Origin of the sequence: Neobacillus sp. KR4-4 (genome assembly GCF_042136325.1) — a bacterium.
Lineage (GTDB): Bacteria > Bacillota > Bacilli > Bacillales > Cytobacillaceae > Neobacillus.
Genome location: NZ_JBHHJU010000017.1, coordinates 82,842 through 104,663 on the forward strand (window position 1 = coordinate 82,842; position 21,822 = coordinate 104,663).

General features: G+C 41.5%; 15 protein-coding genes. 4 read left to right on the top strand and 11 right to left on the bottom strand.

The annotated features are described in order from the left end of the window. Nucleotides 1-97 precede the first annotated feature (97 nt). The 6 genes from ACE198_RS17445 to ACE198_RS17470 all read right to left on the bottom strand — a co-directional run bounded on the left by ACE198_RS17445 (nt 98) and on the right by ACE198_RS17470 (nt 8,747). Complete coding sequence (locus ACE198_RS17445) at nt 98-4,057, bottom strand: S8 family serine peptidase (protein WP_375376431.1); 3,960 nt, start codon at nt 4,055-4,057, stop codon at nt 98-100. Nucleotides 4,058-4,241: 184 nt separating this feature from the next. Then, a complete protein-coding gene (locus ACE198_RS17450) occupies nt 4,242-4,904 on the bottom strand; it encodes an amino acid ABC transporter permease (protein WP_375376432.1) in 663 nt (220 codons plus the stop codon). Nucleotides 4,905-4,916: 12 nt separating this feature from the next. Continuing rightward, nucleotides 4,917-5,555: an amino acid ABC transporter permease gene (locus ACE198_RS17455; protein WP_375376433.1), complete on the bottom strand. Its 639-nt coding sequence runs from the start codon at nt 5,553-5,555 to the stop codon at nt 4,917-4,919. 90 nt (nt 5,556-5,645) lie between these two features. Further along, nucleotides 5,646-6,452, bottom strand: a complete 807-nt coding sequence (locus ACE198_RS17460; protein ID WP_375376434.1) for a transporter substrate-binding domain-containing protein — start codon at nt 6,450-6,452, stop codon at nt 5,646-5,648. Nucleotides 6,453-6,470: 18 nt separating this feature from the next. Then, complete coding sequence (locus tag ACE198_RS17465) at nt 6,471-7,199, bottom strand: amino acid ABC transporter ATP-binding protein (RefSeq protein ID WP_375376435.1); 729 nt, start codon at nt 7,197-7,199, stop codon at nt 6,471-6,473. Between the two features lie 195 nt (nt 7,200-7,394). Beyond that, nucleotides 7,395-8,747 (bottom strand): amino acid permease, encoded by a 1,353-nt coding sequence (locus tag ACE198_RS17470; RefSeq protein ID WP_375376436.1) that lies wholly within the window; start codon nt 8,745-8,747, stop codon nt 7,395-7,397. 312 nt (nt 8,748-9,059) lie between these two features. Here ACE198_RS17470 and ACE198_RS17475 point away from each other — a divergent pair, with 312 nt between their 5' ends. Beyond that, complete coding sequence (locus ACE198_RS17475; protein ID WP_375376437.1) at nt 9,060-9,737, top strand: cell wall hydrolase; 678 nt, start codon at nt 9,060-9,062, stop codon at nt 9,735-9,737. Between the two features lie 67 nt (nt 9,738-9,804). Here the strand turns inward: ACE198_RS17475 and ypfJ are convergent, their stop codons facing one another. Together ypfJ and ACE198_RS17485 are read right to left on the bottom strand one after the other, a co-directional pair. Further along, entirely contained in the window at nt 9,805-10,644 is an 840-nt protein-coding gene (ypfJ, locus tag ACE198_RS17480; RefSeq protein ID WP_375376438.1) for a KPN_02809 family neutral zinc metallopeptidase, read from the bottom strand. A gap of 226 nt (nt 10,645-10,870) precedes the next feature. Next, nucleotides 10,871-12,670, bottom strand: coding sequence for a S9 family peptidase (locus ACE198_RS17485; RefSeq protein WP_375376439.1), 1,800 nt, complete (start codon nt 12,668-12,670; stop codon nt 10,871-10,873). 332 nt (nt 12,671-13,002) lie between these two features. On the opposite strand from ACE198_RS17485, the gene ACE198_RS17490 reads away from it, so the two are divergent. The 3 genes from ACE198_RS17490 to ACE198_RS17500 are packed head-to-tail and all read left to right on the top strand — an operon-like array spanning nt 13,003 to nt 16,076. Further along, entirely contained in the window at nt 13,003-14,163 is a 1,161-nt protein-coding gene (locus tag ACE198_RS17490; RefSeq protein WP_375376440.1) for a Gfo/Idh/MocA family protein, read from the top strand. Nucleotides 14,164-14,187: 24 nt separating this feature from the next. After that, on the top strand, nt 14,188-14,925 hold the full coding sequence (locus tag ACE198_RS17495; RefSeq protein WP_375376441.1) for a ThuA domain-containing protein: 738 nt from the start codon (nt 14,188-14,190) through the stop codon (nt 14,923-14,925). Between the two features lie 50 nt (nt 14,926-14,975). Further along, entirely contained in the window at nt 14,976-16,076 is a 1,101-nt protein-coding gene (locus tag ACE198_RS17500) for a Gfo/Idh/MocA family protein (protein ID WP_375376442.1), read from the top strand. A 127-nt stretch (nt 16,077-16,203) separates the two neighbouring features. Here ACE198_RS17500 and ACE198_RS17505 read toward each other — a convergent pair whose 3' ends face one another. The 3 genes from ACE198_RS17505 to ACE198_RS17515 are packed head-to-tail and all read right to left on the bottom strand — an operon-like array spanning nt 16,204 to nt 21,709. Further along, entirely contained in the window at nt 16,204-17,775 is a 1,572-nt protein-coding gene (locus ACE198_RS17505; protein WP_375376443.1) for a SagB family peptide dehydrogenase, read from the bottom strand. Between the two features lie 23 nt (nt 17,776-17,798). Beyond that, entirely contained in the window at nt 17,799-19,748 is a 1,950-nt protein-coding gene (locus ACE198_RS17510; RefSeq protein ID WP_375376444.1) for a TOMM precursor leader peptide-binding protein, read from the bottom strand. After that, complete coding sequence (locus tag ACE198_RS17515) at nt 19,745-21,709, bottom strand: putative thiazole-containing bacteriocin maturation protein (protein WP_375376445.1); 1,965 nt, start codon at nt 21,707-21,709, stop codon at nt 19,745-19,747. Before ACE198_RS17515 ends, ACE198_RS17510 begins: the two co-directional genes overlap by 4 nt. Nucleotides 21,710-21,822: the final 113 nt, after the last annotated feature.

The following is a 21,822-nucleotide window of genomic DNA, read 5'->3' on the forward strand; positions in this document are numbered from 1 at the left end:
AAGAAGGTGAAATTCACCTTCTTTTTTTTTCGCTCTTTATTAAAAGACATTTTCAAACGAAAACAATCCGGCTCAATTCTGAGCCGGATTGTTTCAATTATTTAACGGGTGTAAACTGTGTGACTTTAAATACATCAACATTAATATATGCACTTTTTGCCGCTTTAGCCTTTTTGCCCGTTGCTACAATTTTTATTTTATGTGCTTTATTGGCAAGATTTTGCTTCTCATAAACTTTCGCTTTGTACTTGTGGCTTGCAGAGTACAGGTCGATTCGATTTACTTTCACACCGTCAATGTAAATATCAGCTTTTCCCATATTCTTATATTTTAACGCATAAAGTGCAATTCCAGTTCCAGTAAATGAGTATTCAAGTGATCCAGAATTTCCCTTTGTTTGATGAATCGTGCCTCCGGAAGCTTTCGTATACTTTGGTTTAATCCAAGAACCTGAATATTTAATAGTAGAAACTGTATTTTCAATTGATTTCGTTGTTTGGACCGAAACAGTTATGCTATATTGACCGGACCCTTTTATAGCAGCGGGGACGATATAATACAGTCCTGATTTCGTTGGTTTAAATACGATTTTTTCAACGGATGCAGTACCATTTGATTTTTTCAAGGCAGACGTACCATAAATAGTAGATGTGCCTATATTGAATAACGAAAGGTTAAAATTGGTTCCTGAAGGCCCTTTTAAAGTAATTTCATAGGTTTTTCCCTGATCTAATCGTTTGGACCAAACATCATTAACATCTTTAGTTACCGTATTTAAACTTCCTTTTACGGAACCTGCCATTGGTAAACTTCCTTTGATATCATCATCGTAAACGTAAGAGATAGCCGGTGAAAAAGGAGTTTCCATTTTATCATTTGTATTAATGACTACTGTGTAGTTATAGGATTTTCTTGGCATTGCAGTGGTATCCGTAAAACTTGTTCCAGCTACAGACTTTGCAATTTGTACGTAGTCTGCTTGTGAGGTCTCCTTGCGATAAATGCTGTAGGATTGTGCCCATTTTACAGCACCCCATGAAATAACAGGAGCTTTCTTGTTCCTATCATATGACGCTTGTAAGGTAACAGGATTACTACTTACGATTAACTTATCTAGATTAATCCCGGAAGCACTTTTTCTGGAAGCAGGATCGCTTTTTCCGGTCCAGACAATTTTTACCGTGTGTCTGCCATAGGATAAAAAGTCTTTTTTATAGATTGATTGTTTTGCTTTAAACGCACTTGCATAAAGCGATGGAGAGGCAATTTTTGTACCGTCTATATAAATATCGGCAATCCCTTGTGTTGGATCTTTAAATCCTTGCCACTCAAAGCTGTATCCCACAAAAGAGAAGTTAACTTCCCCTTTTGTATTTAGAGCCATTGCCGATTCCCCTGAATATTCTGGGTTAAATACAGGCATCCATTCCCCCAAGAAAGTCATGGAGTTTGAATCATCTTCATATGATCCTCCAAAATTACCAGTGTATAACTTATAGTCTCCTGCACCTTTGTAGGCGTAAACATTAACAAAATAAATTCCTGTTTTAGGTGCAGTAAATTTAATTGATTCATTGGATGTATTTACATTCTCTGAGAAGGCAACCATTCCATTCGTATTATTTATACTCATGGCTGATTCATCGTACACATATAAATCAAAATCGGTACCTGTTTTGCTATTTAGAGAGAGCGAAAGTGCCTCCCCTTCTTTTAAGGACAAGGCGAACACATCGTTTTTATCTGTTACCGCATTCAGGGTGTCGTTTGTAACGCTTTTTTCCAACGGAATTCCTGGAGTTTCACTATCATCAAAGTGATCAAGATTCACAGTACTCACAAGTTTCCCACTTTTCACAAATCCTTTTAGTGCATTTTGGTTCTTTCCTTTTGTACTAGTATACAGCTTTAACATTTCTGGTGACATGCTTGGACGTAATCCAAGTAGCATAGCCGCGGTGCCAGTTGTATGAGGCGCGGCCATAGACGTTCCGCTATAGTAATCATATGCCTGTGTATAATCAGAAACATATTTCGTGTTGATGATTGTTTTATTTAGATCATTGGAAGTAACAAAATCAGCAAAGTAGTAAGGCGTATCAAATCTATCCACATCATATTTACTATTTTCATAGATACCACCAGATAAACCTTCCACATCCAAACCTGGTCCTATATCCGCAAAAACATTTAAATGCAAATAATCCTTAACAAATGGGGATTTCTCTTGACCAGAAAGTGCATTCTGTCCAGTTAATAGCAATTTCCCGCCACCAGACAGGTATGTTTTTAACAGATCGGTATCTTTGGGTGTTAAAGTGGTTCCATCCTCAGAGAAGAAACCTAGACCGTTTCCTGTAAACCAAATGACCCCATCATAGGCAGATAAGTCACTACTGTTCAGGTTATCAGATAGAGAAGAATTAGAACTAACCTTCAACGTTTGGACTGAAGTATGATTAGCCGTTAGTTTTTGATAAATAGGCAAATAGTTTTTAAATAAGGCGCGAAGTTCAGGCTCGTCCTTAAATATGTCTGCCAGATCACTTTCATCATCTTGGACAAGAAGAATCTTACTAGACGATTCCCCCAATTCTAAATAACTTAAGGCCTTGTCAAAAGCTTCTTGTCTTTGTGCCTCGGAAATTTTTTCGTACCCGATTCCATCAAAGATCGCCTTATAGTTGTCCCCGGCGACTTGTGCTGATGCGCCTGGCTGAGTAATATTCAATGCTTTTGTCAGTTCATCCAATGGGAATTTAGGGACTGTACTTAAAATGTCCACGCCAGGTGCAGCCACATCCACAGATTCGTAGCCATAATTGGAGAAGGGAGCTAGGATTCCCTTGTTATCGACTGCAGCAACCGATAATATATTTGCACTTTCAAAGCTTGCAGGATATGCTCCACCCTCATCATTATCCAATCCATCATTCCCTGCAGCGGCGACAAATAAAGTACCGCTATTTGCGATGGCTTCTTCGAGTAATGGGTCGTATTCTTCCCCGCCCCAGCTGTTATTGGTTATTTTTACGCCCATCGTTTTCGCATAGGCAATGGCCTCGATGGCATCCGCTGTTGTTCCCCCATCAGGACCTAAAAATTTTATCGGTAAGATTCTCACGTTTGGAGCGACACCCACAACTCCTTTATTAGTAGTTTTAGGGTCTGTTCCCTCTAGAGCAGCAGCAATCGTCCCGGAGACATGTGTGCCGTGTTCATCCCCATCAAGTGGATCATAGACCGTGTTATCATCATTATAAAAATCCCACCCATGGATATCGTCAATATAACCATTGTGGTCATCGTCTACATTTGGTGCACCATTTAACTCTTTTGTGTTTGTCCAAATTTCCCCTGCTAAGTCAGGGTGATTGATATCCACGCCCGTATCAATGACACCGACCACCACTTCTGGCAGGGATGAACCAAATTTGTTCCATCCTTCAGGTGCATCTACATCTATATCTTTTAATCCATTTATCTCTTTTATAGGCTGTCCAGAATTCTCCAAGCCCCATAATTGATCATAATAGTTAGGAGCGTTATTGATGTCAGAAGGATAATATTTGTAGTTTGGTTGTACGGATTCAACCGTTGAATCTTTTTTAAGAGTATTTATGTATTCATTCGTACTCTGACCAGCAGGGATTTTTACAACCTCTGCATTTAGAGATTTAAATTTTTTCGTTGATTTTAGTGAAAACTTCTTTTGAAGTGTACTGATTTCCCCACTAGTCACTTTTTTCTTATATTTAATAATTAACTCGCCAGATTCGTATTTATTTTTACTCTGTGAATCTTCCTTTTGCAATTTCCTCTTAATCTCTGTTACTAGTTTACTCTGTGTCTTCTGGCTAATAGAAGCTTTGTTGTTCTTTGTCTCTACTTTCTTCATTTGGCTTTTTCTGAGCATTTTACTAGAGTTAATCTGATTATCACCCGTTATGACCTTTGTTGGTCCTGTTTGCGCTGCCACATGCCCTGTTCCTGCGAAGATGGTTGATGCTAACAAAAAGGCAGATACCGGTAAAGATATAAGTGTTTTTTTCTTCATTCATGCACCTCTTCTTACTAGATTTATAGAAAATATTATCTATACTAGAAGAATTATACAATATTTTCCTATCAATATATAGTATATATTTCATACGACAAATTTCTTGCTAATATGTCGAAAATAGTACTATAGTATTATTTTTAAATAATAAAAATCCGGCCCCATTACTGAGCCGAATCGCTTACGATTGCTTTAATTCTAACTTTCTAGCGACTAGTGACAAGGCGTAATTCACAATAAAGTACATGAGCGCCATGATGATAAAAACAGGTATCACATACGAGCCCTTTTGCGCGTATATGATTTGTCCGTTGTGTAATAAATCCGGCAAGGCAATGACGACAGCTAACGATGTATCTTTGAGCAGTGAAATAAATTGACTTACGATGGGTGGAACCATCCTTCTCAGCGCCTGAGGCAGGATGATGTACCGTAAAGTCTGGATGTAAGTTAATCCAGATGCCCGTCCTGCTTCAATCTGGCCTTTTTCAATCGAATTTAAGCCGCCTCGGATAATTTCTGATATCATCGCAGATTCAAAAACAGTCAAAGCCGCAATTGCCGCCGTCGATATCTCCATTTCAAGTCCAATTTCCGGCAAAGCGAAATAGGTAAAGAAAATAATGAGCAGCAACGGCAGGTTCCGAATGGTCTCGACAACTAGAGCCAATAGTTTAGAAACCACGGGAATCCGCGCATATCTTAACGTCCCAATGAGACCGCCAATCACAAAGCTGAGCACTATGGAAATGGCTGCAACCTTTAGAGTGACCGCAAATCCCTCGAGTAGAAATTTAAAATGGTCCAGGGTATATACTTCAATGAACGGTGCTAGAAATTCCAACTCTGCACCTCCTTAATGACTTCGAGCCATGCGTTTTTCTAAAAATCCTACACCAAGACTTAAGGGGATTGTTAAAATTAAATAAAAGAAAGCAACTAGAATATAGGTATCAAAGGTGACGTATGTCTTTGCCGAAATTAGATCCCCTTGATACATTAAATCTCCTCCTGCGACAACAGCTAATAAGGATGAATTTTTCACTAGATTGATAAATTGATTGCCAAGTGAAGGGATGACGATTTTAATAGCTTGAGGAAGAACCACCAGTCTCATTGCCTGGCCATAACTCAATCCTGTCGAGCGGGCGGCTTCCATTTGTCCTTTTGGGACTGACATAATTCCAGCACGAATCGCTTCTGCAATGAAAGCAGCTGTATAAATCGTCAGACCAATCGTTCCAGCAGCCATCCCTCCAAAGTTTCCAGCCAAATAAGTGAAAAAGATAATCACCAGCACAGGGATATTACGGATAAATTCAACATAGGCTGTGCCCAGCCAGTTAAGGGGTTTGACTGGAGCCATGCGCAGGACAGCGATCAATGTACCCCCAATGAAACTGGATAGTAGGGCGATTAGGCTCGAGATAATCGTTATTTTTAATCCTTGTAAAAATGCATCAAGATTATCGGTTAGTATCGAGAAATCCAGCAAATGTTCACCTCCTCATAAAACAGGATGAGGAGGACCATACTCTTGAAAGCAGGCTCTAACCATCCTGAAGAGAAACTGTGTATATATGGTTTAATTTTTAATCCATTTATTCTTAATTTCATCGTACTTGCCTGAATCTTTTAGACTTTTCAAGGCTTTATTCAATTCATCGACAAGTGCTTTATTACCTTTTTTCACAGCGATTCCGTATGGCTCCTCTGTAAACGTTCCTCCAACTAGCCCATATGACGGATCTTCTTCGGCCATACCATAAAGGATGGCATCATCCGTTGTCAGGGCATCCCCTTTACCAGCCTTTAGGGCGGTAAAAGCTTCCGCATAGTTTTCGAATTCAAGGACCGTTGTTTCAGGAGCTTTTTCACGAATATTGATCGTCGAGGTCGACCCTTTCACCGCAAGCACCTTGGTTCCTTTCTTTAAGTCTTTGATGCTATGGATCTTACTTCCTTTTTTCACCAGCAAGGATTGTCCGGCATCAAAATAGACATCGGTGAAATCCACTTCTTTCTTCCGTTCCTCCGTGATGGTCATCGTAGCAACAACCGCATCCACCTTTCCATTATTCAGAAGGCCGACCCTAGTTTTCGATGTTACCTCGACGTACTCAGGCTTCACATCTTTGCCAAACATTTCTTCGGCGAGGGCTTTAGATAGATCAATATCAAACCCTTCGACCTCACCAGTTGATGGATTTTTTAAGCCAAACAAACGAGTATCATGTTTAACGCCAAAGACAATCTTTTTCTCTTCTTTAATCTGAGCAAGGACATCCTTGCTGCTCCCTTTAGAGTCCTTGTCCCCACCGCAGCCAGCGAGAAACAAGGCCGCCATTGTGGTTACTAACGCGATTTTCATGAAATTTTTTGTTTTAAACATTTTTCCTCTTACCTCCAATTAATGATTTAAGATACGGCTGAGAAATAGACGCGCCCGTTCTTCACGCGGGTTTGCATAAAATTCAGCCGGAACTGCTTCTTCCAATATCCGCCCCTCATCCATAAAGACGATTCGGTCGGCCACCTCCCTGGCAAAGCCCATTTCATGGGTTACCACAACCATCATCATCCCCTCCTTGGCGAGGGCTTTCATCACATCGAGGACTTCCCCAATCATTTCGGGGTCCAGTGCAGAAGTGGGTTCATCGAAAAGCATAATTTCCGGGTTCATGGCTAGGCCGCGAGCGATAGCTACTCGCTGCTGCTGACCTCCGGAAAGTTGAGAAGGATACGCATTCGCCTTATCCAATATCCCCACCTTATTAAGATAATGTTTGGCAGTATCTGTCGCTTCTTCTTCGGATTTGCCCAGCACTTTCATTGGAGCAAGTGTGATATTTTTAATAACCGTTTTGTGCGGATATAAATAAAAGTGCTGAAAGACCATGCCAATATTCCGTCTTAATTGATTGATATCTGATTTTTTCTCTCCAACGGATATACCATTAACAGTGAGTGTTCCTCCCGAAATTGTCTCAAGTTGATTAATGCACCGGAGCAAGGTGCTTTTTCCTGAACCGGAAGGCCCGATTACGACGACCACCTCACCTTGATAGATTGTGAGGTTAATATCTTTTAAAACATGAAAATCCCCATAAAACTTATTTACCTGCTTAAATTCGATCATTCTTGACCTCCTCAACTAAAACGAAATAAATATGGCAATTTTCAGGATTACTTACATGTTATTCAAACCTTGTCCACTTCAAACCGCGACCATAGTCTTGTTTTAGAGATAGTAAAAAAGGTGGATAAAGTAAAAAAGGTGTCAGGCACCATGTGAAAAAAATTCACATGGTGCCTGACACCTTTACTGACACTACTACTTTTTAAAACGGTAACCGACATATAGGACTATAAACCAAACTGGTGCTACTATTAATGCGACTCGCATTTCTTCTATAAAGGCCATTAAAACGACGACTACTGCTAAGAAAGCAAGGGCTAGATAGGATGAAGCTGGATATAGCGGCATTTTAAATGCTAGTTTTTTTACTTCTTCTTTTGTTTTTGATTGTCTGAACTTGATTTGTGTGACCAATATAATGGTCCAGCTCGTAATAACCGCAACGGTTGCCACAGAAGAAATATACATAAATACTTTTTCCGGAACAATATAATTTAAAAATACCGCCACTAGTAAAAAAGAAGACGAAAACAGGATTCCGCGTCTTGGAGTAGAATGCTTGTTTAGCTTTCCAAAATATTTCGGACCGTTATTTTGAAGGGATAAATTGTAAAGCATTCTGCCTGTACTGAACAGACCACTATTAAAAGCAGACAATGCTGCAGTTAACACAACAAAATTGATGATATGAGCTGCTCCAGGAATTCCAACTTTATCAAAAATCAATACAAATGGGCTGCCATTGGTTCCTACTTCATTCCAAGGATATAAACTCATCATGATTCCTAATGCAGCAATATAAAAAATTAAAATCCTCCAAACTACATTGTTGATGGCAGATGGAATTGATTTTCGAGGATTTTTCGCTTCCCCTGCCGTTATTCCGACCAGTTCCACCCCGCCAAATGAAAACATCACGAGAACCAATGACATTAAAATACCATTCATTCCATTTGGCATAAATCCACCATGTGCCCATAGATTAGTAAAACCGATTGGCTGGCCTCCGTTACCGATACCTAGGAGGATCATTCCTAATCCAACCACAATCATTCCAATAATAGCCACCACTTTGATCAGCGCGAACCAGAATTCAAACTCTCCAAATGCTTTTACACTAGTTAGGTTTATCATCGTAATAACCACTAGTGTAGCCAATGCAGTCACCCATTGTGGAATATCCGGAAACCAGTAATTTACATACACGCCGACCACTGTAATTTCTGCCATTCCGACGACAACCCACATAAACCAATAGGTCCAACCTGTTAAGTAACCCGCAAACGGGCCTAAATAACGATTCGCGTAAGAACTAAATGAACCGGACACTGGCTCATCAACAGCCATTTCGCCCAATGCTCTCATTATAGTAAAAATAACTAAACCACCAATTAAGTAGGAGATTAAAATAGATGGTCCAGCCATCTGAATCGTTGCACTTGAACCGTAGAATAAACCTACACCAATGGCCCCTCCTAGTGCGATTAATTGGATATGCCGATTGTCTAAACCTCTTTGTAATTTTTCACCTTCGTGATTTTTGCCCACACTATGTATCCACCCTTCTTAATTATTCTTTTAGAATAACTAAGTTGGATTACCCTTTCCACATGAAAGAATATTCATATAAATCAAATTATTATTTCTTTTCCGTTATTATTTCAACAAATCCTCAGTAAAATATTCCTCTATTTCGTAAAATTGGCTTGAATATGTCATTAATACAGGAAATTTGTCATAAATCAATTTTACCTGTAATGTTGTTCAACAAACTATAATGAAATGTAACAGTGGTGTTCTGTAATTCGTGTACTAGCACATGCTAAAGTATGTACATACGAATTTACAGGAGGTAGCAACATGAAAAACAATTCCATGAAGAAGTTAATTGTAGCTTGTGTAGCTACATTTGCATTTATAACGCTACAACATAATACGGCAGAGGCAATTACACAATCTCCACTTGTAAAAGAGGTTAACCTCTATGAACTTGGTAAAGAAAATGGATTAAATACAATTAATATAGAACAAGAGAATAATCGTCCCGATAATTGGGTGGATCTAGAGAAAAAATTGGAAAATCCTATTCACCCAAAAGCAGCAGTAAAAAAGGCATCCAAACCTAATAAAAAAACGCCAAAAAAAGAAAAAGAGAAGCCAGCTGTTACCATTTCTAATAAAGAGAAAGACTTATTTGCCCGATTAGTAAATGCTGAAGCAAAAGGTGAATCCTTTGAAGGAAAAGTAGCCGTAGCGACTGTCGTTTTAAACCGAGTTGATTCTCCTGATTTCCCAGATACAGTTACAGGTGTAATTAATCAAGTCGTCGGGGGTACCTATGCCTTTTCACCAGTTCAAAATGGTGAAATTAATAAGCCAGCCTCAGATGAATCGAAACGAGCCGTAGAAAAAGCACTAACCAGAAAAAACCGATTAAATAATTCCGTCTATTTCTATAACCCAGAAATTGCAGAAGATCAATGGATTCGTACGCGTACAGTTGTAAAGACGATCGGTGATCATGTTTTTGCAAAATAAAGTTTGAAAAGCCGTTGAATGACGGCTTTTTTGCTTATAAAAAATGGAAACACACGGTTGACGCTATTTAAAGGTTTGCTGCATTAAAGGTATCTCCACCCTCGATGGTTCCATTTTTGAAGCCTTTAGTGAACCAGCGTTTTCTTTGCTCAGAAGTTCCGTGTGTAAAGCTTTCCGGCACCACATAGCCCTGCGATTTTTTCTGGATATTATCATCACCCACAGCACTTGCTGCATTCACTGCCTCTTCAAGGTCGCCTTTTTCTAAGTAGCCTTTCCCTTGCGCGTAGTGTGCCCATACCCCCGCCAAGTAATCAGCTTGCAATTCAAATCGAACCGAGTACTCATTAGAACGCTTCCGTGCCTGTGAAGCTTGATCTCCTGAATGCAAGAGGGTCTGGACATGGTGGCCTACTTCATGGGCAATGACGTACGCCATCGCAAAGTCCCCAGGCGCCTGGAATTTTTGTTTCAGTTCCTGATAAAAACTTAAGTCAATGTACAGTTTGTGGTCGCCAGGACAATAAAATGGTCCTACCGCTGAACTAGCTGATCCACAGGCAGACTGGACACTGCCGGTATACAAAACAAGCTTAGGATTCTCGTATTGCAGCCCTTTCTTCTTGAATTCATCTGACCACACATCCTCTGTATCAGCAAGAACGACAGAAACAAAGTCCGCTAATTCCTTCTCCCCAGCAGACTCTTGATAAGGTGCAGGAGCTTGTGAACCCGTATCAGAAGCTTGATTGCTGCCTAAAAGATCTCCTGGATTCCCTCCAAGCAGTGTAAAGAGAAGAACGATTATTATACTGCCGATCCCGCCTCCTATCACAGTCTTGCCACCCATTCCCATTCCTCTTCGATCCTCAACGTTTGAACTTTGCCGTCTTCCTTTCCATATCATTTTTTTGCCTCCTTTAAAAAGCCAATTAACTTTGTTATACCCACAATATCGAAGATTAAAATCAGATACTTTTTGGAAATTGTTTACTAAACAGCCCTGTAAATACAAAACGGCCCCCGAATTTGGGAGCCGTTTTGTCTCTCACCTATTTCAATTCCATTTTAACTAGTTGTTTGCTGAATTTTCAGTACTGCTCTAACGCAGTTTGGCCATTTATTTCTTATAGTTAGGATCGATTACCAATATAACGATCAAGAAACCTTACCATTTCCTTATAGGCAGTAATCTTATTTTTTTGTTTTATGATGGTATGCCCTTCGTCTTCGAAGCGAATAAAGTCAACAGCGTGATTTCGTTTCTTAAGTTTATCAACTATTTGCTCAGATTCTTTTATATGGACTCGGGGATCGCCTTTCCCGTGAATAACTAATAATGGAGTGGTAATTCGATCTGAAAAATTCAATGGATCAATCTGATCAAAAAATTCTCCGTCGCTTTCTATTGTTCCATATTCACTCTCCCTATGCTTCTTTCGCCATGGACTGGTTGTTTGAAGGAACGTTCTTAGGCTGGACATCCCCACAATATCAATAGCAGCTGCCCAAAGATGTGGATAGTGACTGATGGCAGCAAGCACCATAAACCCGCCATAGCTTCCACCCATGATTGCGATTTTTTTAGAATCGATATTCCCATTCACCTTTAGCCATTCCACTAAAAAAAGGAGATCCTTAACAGCGTCCATTCTTTTTCGAACATCATCCAAATGTGTATACCTTTTTCCATAACCTGTACTTCCCCGAATGTTTGGTGTACACACGGCATAACCCTGGTTTAGTAAATACTGCTGAATAGGGTTGTATACTGCACGAGCTTGACTCTCCGGCCCGCCATGGATATAAATAACAACTGGGGGCTTTTCTGTGGAATTTTTCGGCCTAGAAAAAAAGGCTGGAACTTCGAGGTTATCAAAAGAGCGAAAAGAGATAAGTTCCGGCTCCACTAATTTATGTTCTAGTACAGGTGAACGGGAAACATATGTAAGCCTCTCCGCCTGAATAGTCTTTAAGTCAAGTTCCCATATATCTGAGGGATTTGCCGCTCCCTTAAACACATAGGCAAGTTTTTGGCTATCAGGGGAAAATTTCAGATTTGTAATGACTCCGATTGGAGTTTTCCACGTATATAGGTAACTACGGTTTATGTCTAAAAGTACCCCCCTGGAAGTTCCTCCCTCATTTATCGAATAAGCTAACAAATTTTTATCCTTATTCATAGTCAAATCCTCAAAGTCCCACATTCCCTGCTCTAGCCATTCGAGTTGTTTGGTTTTTAAATTGATAAGAGCCAGCCCATAGAATTCTTTGTCTTTATTCGATAATACATACAGATGGTCCCCATCCTTATTAAAATGGGCGTCTCTAAAACTAGCTTCCCCTGTATGTTCTGTTAACCAATTTATATCCCCCGTTGAAAGGTCGATGATACCTAAATCATTATCTAAAGGGGAATTTAGCTTCTGAATCAAAATGGAATTACCGTCCGGAGACCATTTCACTGCTGAAAATACCCCATTTCCAGCATTCAAAAGACGAATATCCTTCGATTCCAAATTTTGAAGATAGATATCAAAAAAAGCTGGATTCCGGCGGTTACTCGACCAGGCAATCCATTTTCCATCGGGAGAGCTTCCGCCAAAACGGTGGATATGGTCTGGTGAGTTTGTCAGTTCAATTAGTTTTCCTTCTTCCTTAAGTAAGTACAATTGCTGATTTTCATTTCCGCCAACATCCATTCCAATAATCAAATTTGATTTTCCATTTAGATAGCTGATAAAAGTGATTCTTTCTTTTGTAAAGGAAGTTTGGACAGGCCATCCATCACTCCCTTCCCCTAGATTCAATTCCCACACTTGCGGCAAACCAGTATAATCCGCAATGAAACTAAGCTTGTGTCCAGTTGGTGCATATACTGGATTGTTGGCAAAACGAACATGCAAATACGGCTCTATATCAATGGTCGCCATAAACATCCCCCATCCAATTAATTCATTTTTGAAACACTCTGATGAATATGAAAAAGAGTCATGTGAAGGATTCATAAATGAATTTATCCATTCGAAGGATCACTTAATTTTTCGTCAATCTATCCAATCAATTATATTTACAACCCATTCATATTATTCAGAGTTCCTATTGAATAGTAAGTGACTAAAAAATTGACCATGAAAAATAAACTCAAAGTAGAAAATTAATAATTTTAATATTGACAATTGTTTGAAAAATAGAGAGAATGAACGCGGTTACCTATATTGAACGGGACTCTTCATAACTGCTTAAATAAGAAGGGAGATTAACTATGGAATCAATTAAAATCGGAATGGTCGGTTACAAATTTATGGGTAAGGCCCACAGTCATGCATACCGGGATCTTCCCCTTTTCTTTCCAAATACGACTCATCCTGAAATGAAAATGATTTGTGGTCGTGACCAACAGGCTGTTGCTGTAGCAGCAAAGCAATTCGGTTGGGAGGAATATACAACTGATTGGAAAAGTCTTTTACAAAGAGATGATATCAATTTAATCGATATCAATGCACCAAGTGATGTACATAAAGAAATAACGATTGCTGCTGCCCAAGCAGGCAAACATGTTTTTTGTGAAAAACCGTTAGCACTTACACTTAAGGATTCTAGAGAAATGCTTGAAGTCGTTGAGGCCGCTGGGGTTAAACATATGGTTGGCTTTAATTACCGCTTTGCCCCTGCTGTCATGCTGGCTAAAAAGCTTCTTGACGAAGGGAAGTTAGGAGAAATCTATCATTTCCGTGCTTGGTTTTTGCAAGATTGGCTGGTTGACCCCAACTTCCCGCTCGCCTGGAGACTTCAGAAAGATATCGCCGGTTCAGGTTCTCATGGAGATCTTGGAGCCCATCTGATCGACCTGGCACACTACCTCATTGGTGATATGAACGAGGTTATTGGAATGAATGATACGTTTATCAAGGAAAGACCACTTCCTGCTCAGATGACTGGCTTATCTGCGAAGGGAAGCGAGAGTGCTGAAAAAGGCGAGGTCACAGTTGATGATGCGACTCTATTCCTAGCACGGTTCGCAAACGGTGCTTTAGGAAGCTTTGAAGCTACACGATTTGCCACTGGACATCGCTGCAAGAATTCCTTTGAAATTAACGGCAGTAAAGGCAGTGTCATCTTTGACTTTGAACGCATGAATGAGCTTCAGGTCTATTTAACGGATGATAGAGATGATGTTCAAGGCTTCCGCCGGGTATTAGCGACAGACCCTTCCCACGCTTATGCGCAGAACTGGTGGCCTCCAGGTCATACGATTGGTTATGAACATACGTTTATTCATGAAATGGTTGAGTTAATGGAGGCTATCCGTGAAGATCGGCAGCCGGTTCCAAATTTCCGAGATGGCGTCAAGTGTCAAGAAGTTTTGGAAGCGGTTGATTTATCAATCGAAAAACGCCAATGGATCCGTATTTCTGACGTCTAAAAATCGAAAGGGAGTGCTTCCATAATGAAGAAAAAGGCATTGATTGTATGGGGCGGATGGGATGGCCATCAACCAGAGCAAGTGGCAGAAATTTTTAAAGGCATCCTTGAGGAAGAAAACTTTGAGGTAGAGGTTTCCAATACACTTGAGTCTTATGGAGATTCTGAAAAGCTAAAAAACCTGGATTTAATCATCCCCCACTGGACTATGGGTACTATTGAACAAAAGTATGTTCAAAATATATCCGAAGCTGTTATTCAAGGTGTGGGGTTAGCGGGATGCCACGGAGGGATGTGTGACTCTTTCCGTAATAATGTGGACTGGCAATTTATGACCGGCGGAAATTGGGTCGCTCATCCTGGAAATGACGGTGTGGAATACATGGTAAATATCAAACATTCGACCAGTCCGCTCTTTGAGGGGATGGCTGATTTTAAAGTAGTCAGCGAGCAATATTACCTTCATTATGATCCTGCTGTGGAAGTGTTAGCTACTACTCGCTTCCCTATTGTTAATGGTCCTCATGCTGCCAATAAACCAGTTGAAATGCCTGTGGTTTGGACAAAACACTGGGGCCAGGGAAATGTATTCTATAGTTCATTAGGCCACCAAGCGAACATTATCGCCATGCCAGAGGTTTCCCTTATTATGCGGCGAGGATTTCTGTGGGCTGCTGAAGGAAAGAAACGATCTGAAGAATTAGGTCCAACCTCTATTTATGGTAATGCAGGGATGTACACAGGAATGGGCGACAGCCAGTAATCCGGCTTGAACTTTCAGAGACCAAAATGATTAAAATGGAGGACCTAATCGTGAAAAAGCTTAAAATCGGTATCATTGGATGCGGAAATATTAGTTCTATTTATATGGAAAATTGTCCAAAGTTCCCGCACCTTGAACTTGTTGCCTGTGCAGACCTAGATGAAAAACGTGCCCAAGCTCAAGCTGGAAAATTTGGTATTCCAAAAGCATGTTCCGTCGAAGAGCTGCTTTCTGATCCAGGGATTGAACTCGTCATTAATTTAACAATACCAAAAGCGCATGCGTCTGTTTCCCTCCAAGCCCTTGAAGCAGGAAAGCATGTCTATTCAGAAAAACCACTTGCGATAACTCGCGAAGAAGGTAAACAAATCTTAGAAACAGCGAAAAGGAAAAACCTCTTCGTCGGGAGTGCACCAGACACTTTCTTAGGTGCTGGTATTCAAACAGCGATTCATTTAATTGAACAAGGTGAAATTGGTGTCCCTGTTGGTGCTTCGGCCTTTATGATTTGCGGCGGACATGAACATTGGCATCCAGATCCGGCCTTTTACTATGATATCGGCGGTGGGCCAATGTTTGATATGGGACCCTATTATTTAACAGCTTTAGTCGCTTTATTAGGACCAATCAAACGAATTTCTGGTTCTGCTCGAATTAGTTATCCAGAACGAACTATTAGGAGTAAACAGAAAGAAGGAACAAAGATTCTCGTCTCTACCCCTACACATCTTTCTGGTGTAATGGATTTTGCCTCAGGTGTCATCGGAACGATTACAACAAGCTTTGATGCCTTTGGAGGAACATCCCTGCCGCCTATCGAAATCTATGGAAGTCAAGGTACGATTCTCGTTCCTGATCCAAATACATTTGGGGGCCCTGTTCGTATAAGAAAATGTGATGAAAAAGAATTTACGGAGGTCCCGCTTTCCTATGGATTCGCCCAAAACAGCAGAGGGCTTGGTGTCGCTGATATGGCAAAAGCAATCCTTGGAGGCGGTAACTATCGAGCAAATGGCGAATTAGCGTACCATGTTTTAGAAGCGATGCACGGACTGCTTGAATCATCGGAAAAGGGAACCCATTATTTCATGGAAAGCACCTGTGACAGACCGGAATCCGAGTCAAAGGTATTACAGTTTGCAAAGGAATAATTCTGATTACTTTACCCCCTTATATGATTCTATTTCGAAAAATAAGAGTCTCCTTTTGAATGGGGAGACTCTTTTCTGTTCTCTGGTATCAGGTATTTTTGTATGGGACAAATTGAACCCATTAATCCTAACTATGCAAGCTTCCTTTTAACCATGGACGTTGTCGATAGGGACCAATTGGAATTTGGATGAGACTTGTTTTTCCATGTGGCTCCATCTTGTAAATCTGATCACTCAAGTTTGCATCAAACCCGAGAAGTGGATGCCCCCCCATTCCGAGGGCTGACGCCGTTAACAGTAATCGTTGCACGAGCATACCAGCTTCCATTTGTTGAATGCGGTATCCTCTGTATCCCAGTGCCTTTCTAAATGATTCCCTGTCCCCTGCCACATGAAGACAGAGCGGTACTTGTAGCAAATTTACGTTATCTAGCGACATTCCAGATTGCAACTGGAGTCGAAAATCTCCCAGATGTACTTGTCGTAACGCATGAGCAAGTCTGTCATAATAATAGGCTCCATTTGGAATACCTTCAACGTTATATAAACATCCATACAAGGAAACACGAGGCTCGTTCTTCCAATCTGCTCCATCCAAATCATTCCGATACGAGAAGGAGGCGGTCGATTCCTGCAATAGTGTGGTCAGTTGAAGTTTACTTACCCTTCCCAAGACAAAATCCATATCTGGTGAAAATCGCTCGAGACAAACCGACCGCAGATCATAAGATAACCGATTCATGTGAGGCAGAGTTTCCGCTTCATCGTCCGAATCTATACTTTCTTTTGCCTCAAACAGTCGAAACGCCTGCGTTGAATCCAGCATGGACGCTTCATTCAACTTGGTTACGATCGGATACTCTTTAATTCTCTTTGACCGGACATAATGATGAGGCTGAATAGCTGTTAACTCTTGACACAATTCCGCCGCAGTGACGTCAATTTTACTCCCGTTAGTAGACCAGCGGGTTGGTTCTACGGAAAGCGGAATAACTGCATAAACACTCTCCTCTTGTTCGGAAAGCCCAACAAGATGATTAATGGCCCGATCAAGAAACTGGAAATAAACCCCCGTTGCAAAGCCAAAACGTTTCGCTACCTCCAGGAGCTGTCCTATCAACACGCCGGCATCCAGCCCTTGCAGCCGGTAAGAAAAGTTATTGTATTTAAAGTAATTTTTCCAAAACATAGTCGACACAAATACGGTCCCAAAGCAGGCAGATATCTCACATCGATTACCAAGAGCGCGGCCTATATATGAATCAAAATTTCCTTCTCGTAACAATAACAAGCGGTGATGTGCCACATCATAATGATACATCCCAACAGGCAAATCCTCTATCTTAAGATATACATATAATTCATTGGGATATAATGCCCCGCCGGAAGGAACAAACCGTCGATACGACTGTACTAGTTTCGCTGTTTTAGCTGTGGCATCCATGGGAAAGACTGACTGACTAACTTGATTCAGTCCATATACATACCAGAGAAAATGACCAATTTTGCTAAGATTAGGCTTGGCGGGTGATTCTTGTCTCTCGAGTGACAGCGGTACCTCTAGAGAAAATGGTACTTCTGGCAAGCCACGATAAAGCTTATAAGGAAGTGGCGCATCTTCCCAATCCACCTCCCAATTAGGTACGCTTGCTTTATCAATGTCAAAATGTAGATTGAGCAAAAACTCCTCTAGACTCATCCTTATTGCCTCCTAGTCGCCGCTTATGGAAACGGATGCGGATATGGGTTTAGTTGTTCAAGTGTTAACGGTTGTTTTGAATATCCGAGTTCCATCGGTACACGGAGCACCCGCTCTAGCCCAGTTATGCGAATAAGATGTTGTCCGAATGTCATCGGCAGCATTCCCGGAATTAGAACCTTTACGCAAAAAAGCCCATTTCGCTTCAATTCTGGTGCCGTCTGGTCTACTACAATCACATCAAGATTTAATTGACGAAAAACTTGAAGAATGTCCTGAAGATCGTCAGTAAGATCTGAATGCCCCGACTTCCACTTGAATTCCTCTGCAAATGTTCGCAATGGACGAGTATCTTGAAGTAAAAAATCCAGACGCTCCTCTGCTTCCGGCAAACCGTACAGCATGCCATGTTCCTCCATATTCTGTACCATAGATGAATCTTGCAGCATTCGGCTATACTTTTCTTGGTTCGACTCCAATTTCTCATCCAGGGTTAGCATCATGCCAGCCAATTCATGAACCGCACTTTTAACCGCCCGTACGGGGTCGAGATGTGCACCAGCAGCACAAATAAGATTCAATCCCTTTTCTTTCCTGTTTTTTGCAATCGCACAAATACTCGGAATTCCGTGCTCCATCGTCGAGTTGTACAAATACAAATCATATCCTGCGACCACCCGAATTCGTTCAATCATTAACTTCAATTCTTGGTCATCAGCAGAGGATGGGTCAAGACGCGGCAAGTTCAGCTTCGCGTACCAAGTCATCAGAAATGAATCACGTTCCACCACTTCCATAATTCCGTAAAAAATGGACTCCTCCAAACTTCCTCCTAACGCGCAGCCGTTGGAAGTTTCATAGACAAATCCACGCTGCCCAGAGCCCAAGCTATAATAGGCAAGCAGCTCAGGCACAAGGATTGGTCGCTCTTCCAAAAACGAATAACCCCAAACCCAATTCATTGGTCTTTCAGGATTAAACGGTTGAAAAGGAAAGCCATGGAGCTCATATTGTTCTTTTGCGTGCACACCTACTTTTATCGGATTAAGTGCCTTATTCTTCAAATTGCGGAAACTATCAAAAACGACTGTACGTTTCCCGCGTGGCTCTAGACCGCAGTACCGCTCCAGTCCTTCTAAAATGGCCGTCAGCTCGCTTACTTCATATGAATTTGTCCGGCCGGCTGTTCCCTCATCCCCCTCGAACAAAGGCAGATTAACACTGACATCTGCAAATGGCCGCACCAGGTCAACCATCTTAGCATTCAAAAGGCCCGTGCGTTGATCTAGATAATCTGTTCCTAAAACTTTACTTAGATCTTCCAACGAGCGGCAACGGTAGCTATCGGAACTGACCTTCGGACTTGGCTGCAATGAGATTCGTGCCATGTTTTCCGCATCGTCGGGTAATTGGCTGCAAACTGGACACAAAGGGTCAGGAAGAAAGGAATGCCATGAACTCCTTAATGTTTTCAAATTGATTAAACATATCTGGCATTCCGTAAGAGGATGATCACCCTGCAAAATCCGCTGTACCTCTGCACTGAATTGGTGTGCCAGCTGACGGAGTCCTGTGTATGATGCCCACCCTTCAGGCTGAACACCTCTGTACTCCTTCAGTCTCTGCTGTATCCCCCACACTTCTGTACGGTCGCTGCCAGCCATAAGTCGTCTCAAGTCTGCACACTGTGAACATCCCGATGATCCTTGTCGAACTAGTGGACCCACTACTCCCTCTCCAAATGAAACGAAGCCACGCAGCCAGGGAGTGCCTGTTCGTCGAAACATCTTTTCTGCCTTTTGATGAACAGAAGGATTCCATACATCGTGGAGAACGAGAGCCAAATCAGTTTGTTTCGGTACAACCGCCTCGAATTCGGTTTGGCGAACTACATGGTAATGGGCGAAAAGTTCTTCGCACACACTGTCTGCCACCACTCCTTCTCCTATAACCAAAACGACAGGAGCGCTCACCTAATTTCCTCCTCTCTAAGCAACACACCGAACACCCCAGCCAAAGCTTCTTTTAGAAATGGTTCCATTTCTTGTTCAAACACCGAAAGCTGCTTATGATTTCGTTTCAAGACATCCAAAGCGGACTGCAAGTTCTCCAATTGAAACCTCTCTTCACAGGCAGGGATTACAAGACTTTGCGACACCTTCTCTTCCAGATGCAAGGACGATCCATCAAACGCTTCCTCCGATAAGCTGCCTTCCGGGTTTTGTACTTTGCTAATTGCTTGCTGTAACGCATTTCGTAACGCCATTGTGAGATTCAAATCTACGCTGCGAAACCATCCTTCTCTCGTACGGACATATACTACGGGGAAACCGGACACTTCCTCCCCTAAACCGATAAGTGGTTCTCTTTGAATCGTAGATAGTGCCTGCAAATAAAACCGGCATCGTTCATCTTCTACAGCACTCAACTGTACCTGCGAGATAGATAACTTCTGATTACGCTGTTGAATGTTCAATTCTTTGACCAAACACTTTTGTAACCCACGGCAAACACCTTCCGCATACGTTTCCCCTGCACCAACTCCTATAAATTCCTCTAAATCTACCATTTTACCCTCTACTATCTGATCAAAATATAGATTTGTTATGCGTGAATTGATTATTCGTGAAACATATGCTTCAATTCCAGCAAGACCAGCTTCCCTTCGTGCCTCTTCATGTGTCAGACCTGAACAGACCTTATCACTTAACAGCTCAGCAGGTCCCACAGACAACGGGTCAACTGCCTGAACACGACACTGTGCTAAGGGCAGCTGTATTAATTCTTCCTCCCCCCAGCGATGGAAAATCCCCGTCTCTTTTGATGTCAACTGGTAGAAGTATAGAAGCAATTTACTGGACTCACCAGTGACTAATTCCTGTTCAGGTCGTCTATCGTAATCTTCAACCCATTTAGTCGATATTCGTCCCGTCACCAAGGGATGAGGCAAAAACGAATGCCAGTTTCCTTCTAACGTATCCAGATCTAGCAGGAAGAATTGATTCTTCTGTTCTGGCTCGGTGACTCCTGTTACCTCTTTAAACAATTCAAATACAATCACATTGGCTAACATGGCTCCGGCTGCCGAAGAGTAGGCAGATAATTGTTGTTCTTTAAATAGCATAGATTTGTGCAAGCGGCGCCAAGCAGACTCCCAGCATGCCTCTGAGTCCGGTTTTACTAACGGACCTGCAATACCCGTCTGTTGTATGCAAATAGCAGGAAGAAACATCTTTTTTTCTTCCCTGCAAACCGTATGAATAAGTCGCAGTTCCTCTAGATTCCCCTCCTGCGACACATACAAAATCGAATCAAACGGCTGCACACTTTCCCGCCAAGAGCTAACCCTATCTTCCCTTAATCTTACCTCTTCTACCTCCACCTCGGGGTCTGATTTACTGGCATGTGCCACTATTTCCATCAACCGCCGTCTATTAGTCGGTACCGTGTCGGTGATTAGCAGATTGAACTTGGGCAATCCAGAATCAATCAACGAAGAAACTAACGAAACAAAAAAAGGGCCAGATCCAACAGCCAACACTTTGGCCTGTCGATAGGTTTGAAAACGGTACGCCCCCGAATTTACAAAACTATCCACAAATTCTATTTGTGAAGCATGCCTTTTAAGAACCTGATCCTCCAATTGATGGGGATGATCTTGACTTACATCGCGGACAAACCCATTTCGATACAGCACTTCTGCAATTTCATACACCCGATCACGGTATGGACCAGGTAATCCTTCTGTTAAATTACCCAAGGTATACTCCCCGTTGAACATGGGGATCAGCTTTTCCACCCACTGCTCGATCGTACTGCCCTTCATACGAAATGAGCTTATATTATTTCGTAAATACACACCACTGTTTGAATCGGGAAGAAAAAACGTGTCCCTTTTCACTTTCAAACGCATAGAAGGGTTCAAACTTGTCATTTCGCTCCTCCTTAGCCTTAGCTTTTCTCCAATCAGGATCATGACTTTACTATAATTCTATGTAACGCAATTTGTCCCATATGTCTAAACTAATAGAGAAGAGCCTCTGCAAA

Coding starts and splice junctions, on each gene's coding strand:
- ACE198_RS17465 (WP_375376435.1), bottom strand. CDS start 7,199: ATGATCGAATTTAAGCAGGTAAATAAGTTTTATGGGGATTTTCATGTT.
- ACE198_RS17460 (WP_375376434.1), bottom strand. CDS start 6,452: ATGTTTAAAACAAAAAATTTCATGAAAATCGCGTTAGTAACCACAATG.
- ACE198_RS17445 (WP_375376431.1), bottom strand. CDS start 4,057: ATGAAGAAAAAAACACTTATATCTTTACCGGTATCTGCCTTTTTGTTA.
- ACE198_RS17505 (WP_375376443.1), bottom strand. CDS start 17,775: ATGAGTCTAGAGGAGTTTTTGCTCAATCTACATTTTGACATTGATAAA.
- ACE198_RS17515 (WP_375376445.1), bottom strand. CDS start 21,709: ATGACAAGTTTGAACCCTTCTATGCGTTTGAAAGTGAAAAGGGACACG.
- ACE198_RS17490 (WP_375376440.1), top strand. CDS start 13,003: ATGGAATCAATTAAAATCGGAATGGTCGGTTACAAATTTATGGGTAAG.
- ACE198_RS17495 (WP_375376441.1), top strand. CDS start 14,188: ATGAAGAAAAAGGCATTGATTGTATGGGGCGGATGGGATGGCCATCAA.
- ACE198_RS17475 (WP_375376437.1), top strand. CDS start 9,060: ATGAAAAACAATTCCATGAAGAAGTTAATTGTAGCTTGTGTAGCTACA.
- ACE198_RS17485 (WP_375376439.1), bottom strand. CDS start 12,670: ATGGCGACCATTGATATAGAGCCGTATTTGCATGTTCGTTTTGCCAAC.
- ypfJ (WP_375376438.1), bottom strand. CDS start 10,644: ATGATATGGAAAGGAAGACGGCAAAGTTCAAACGTTGAGGATCGAAGA.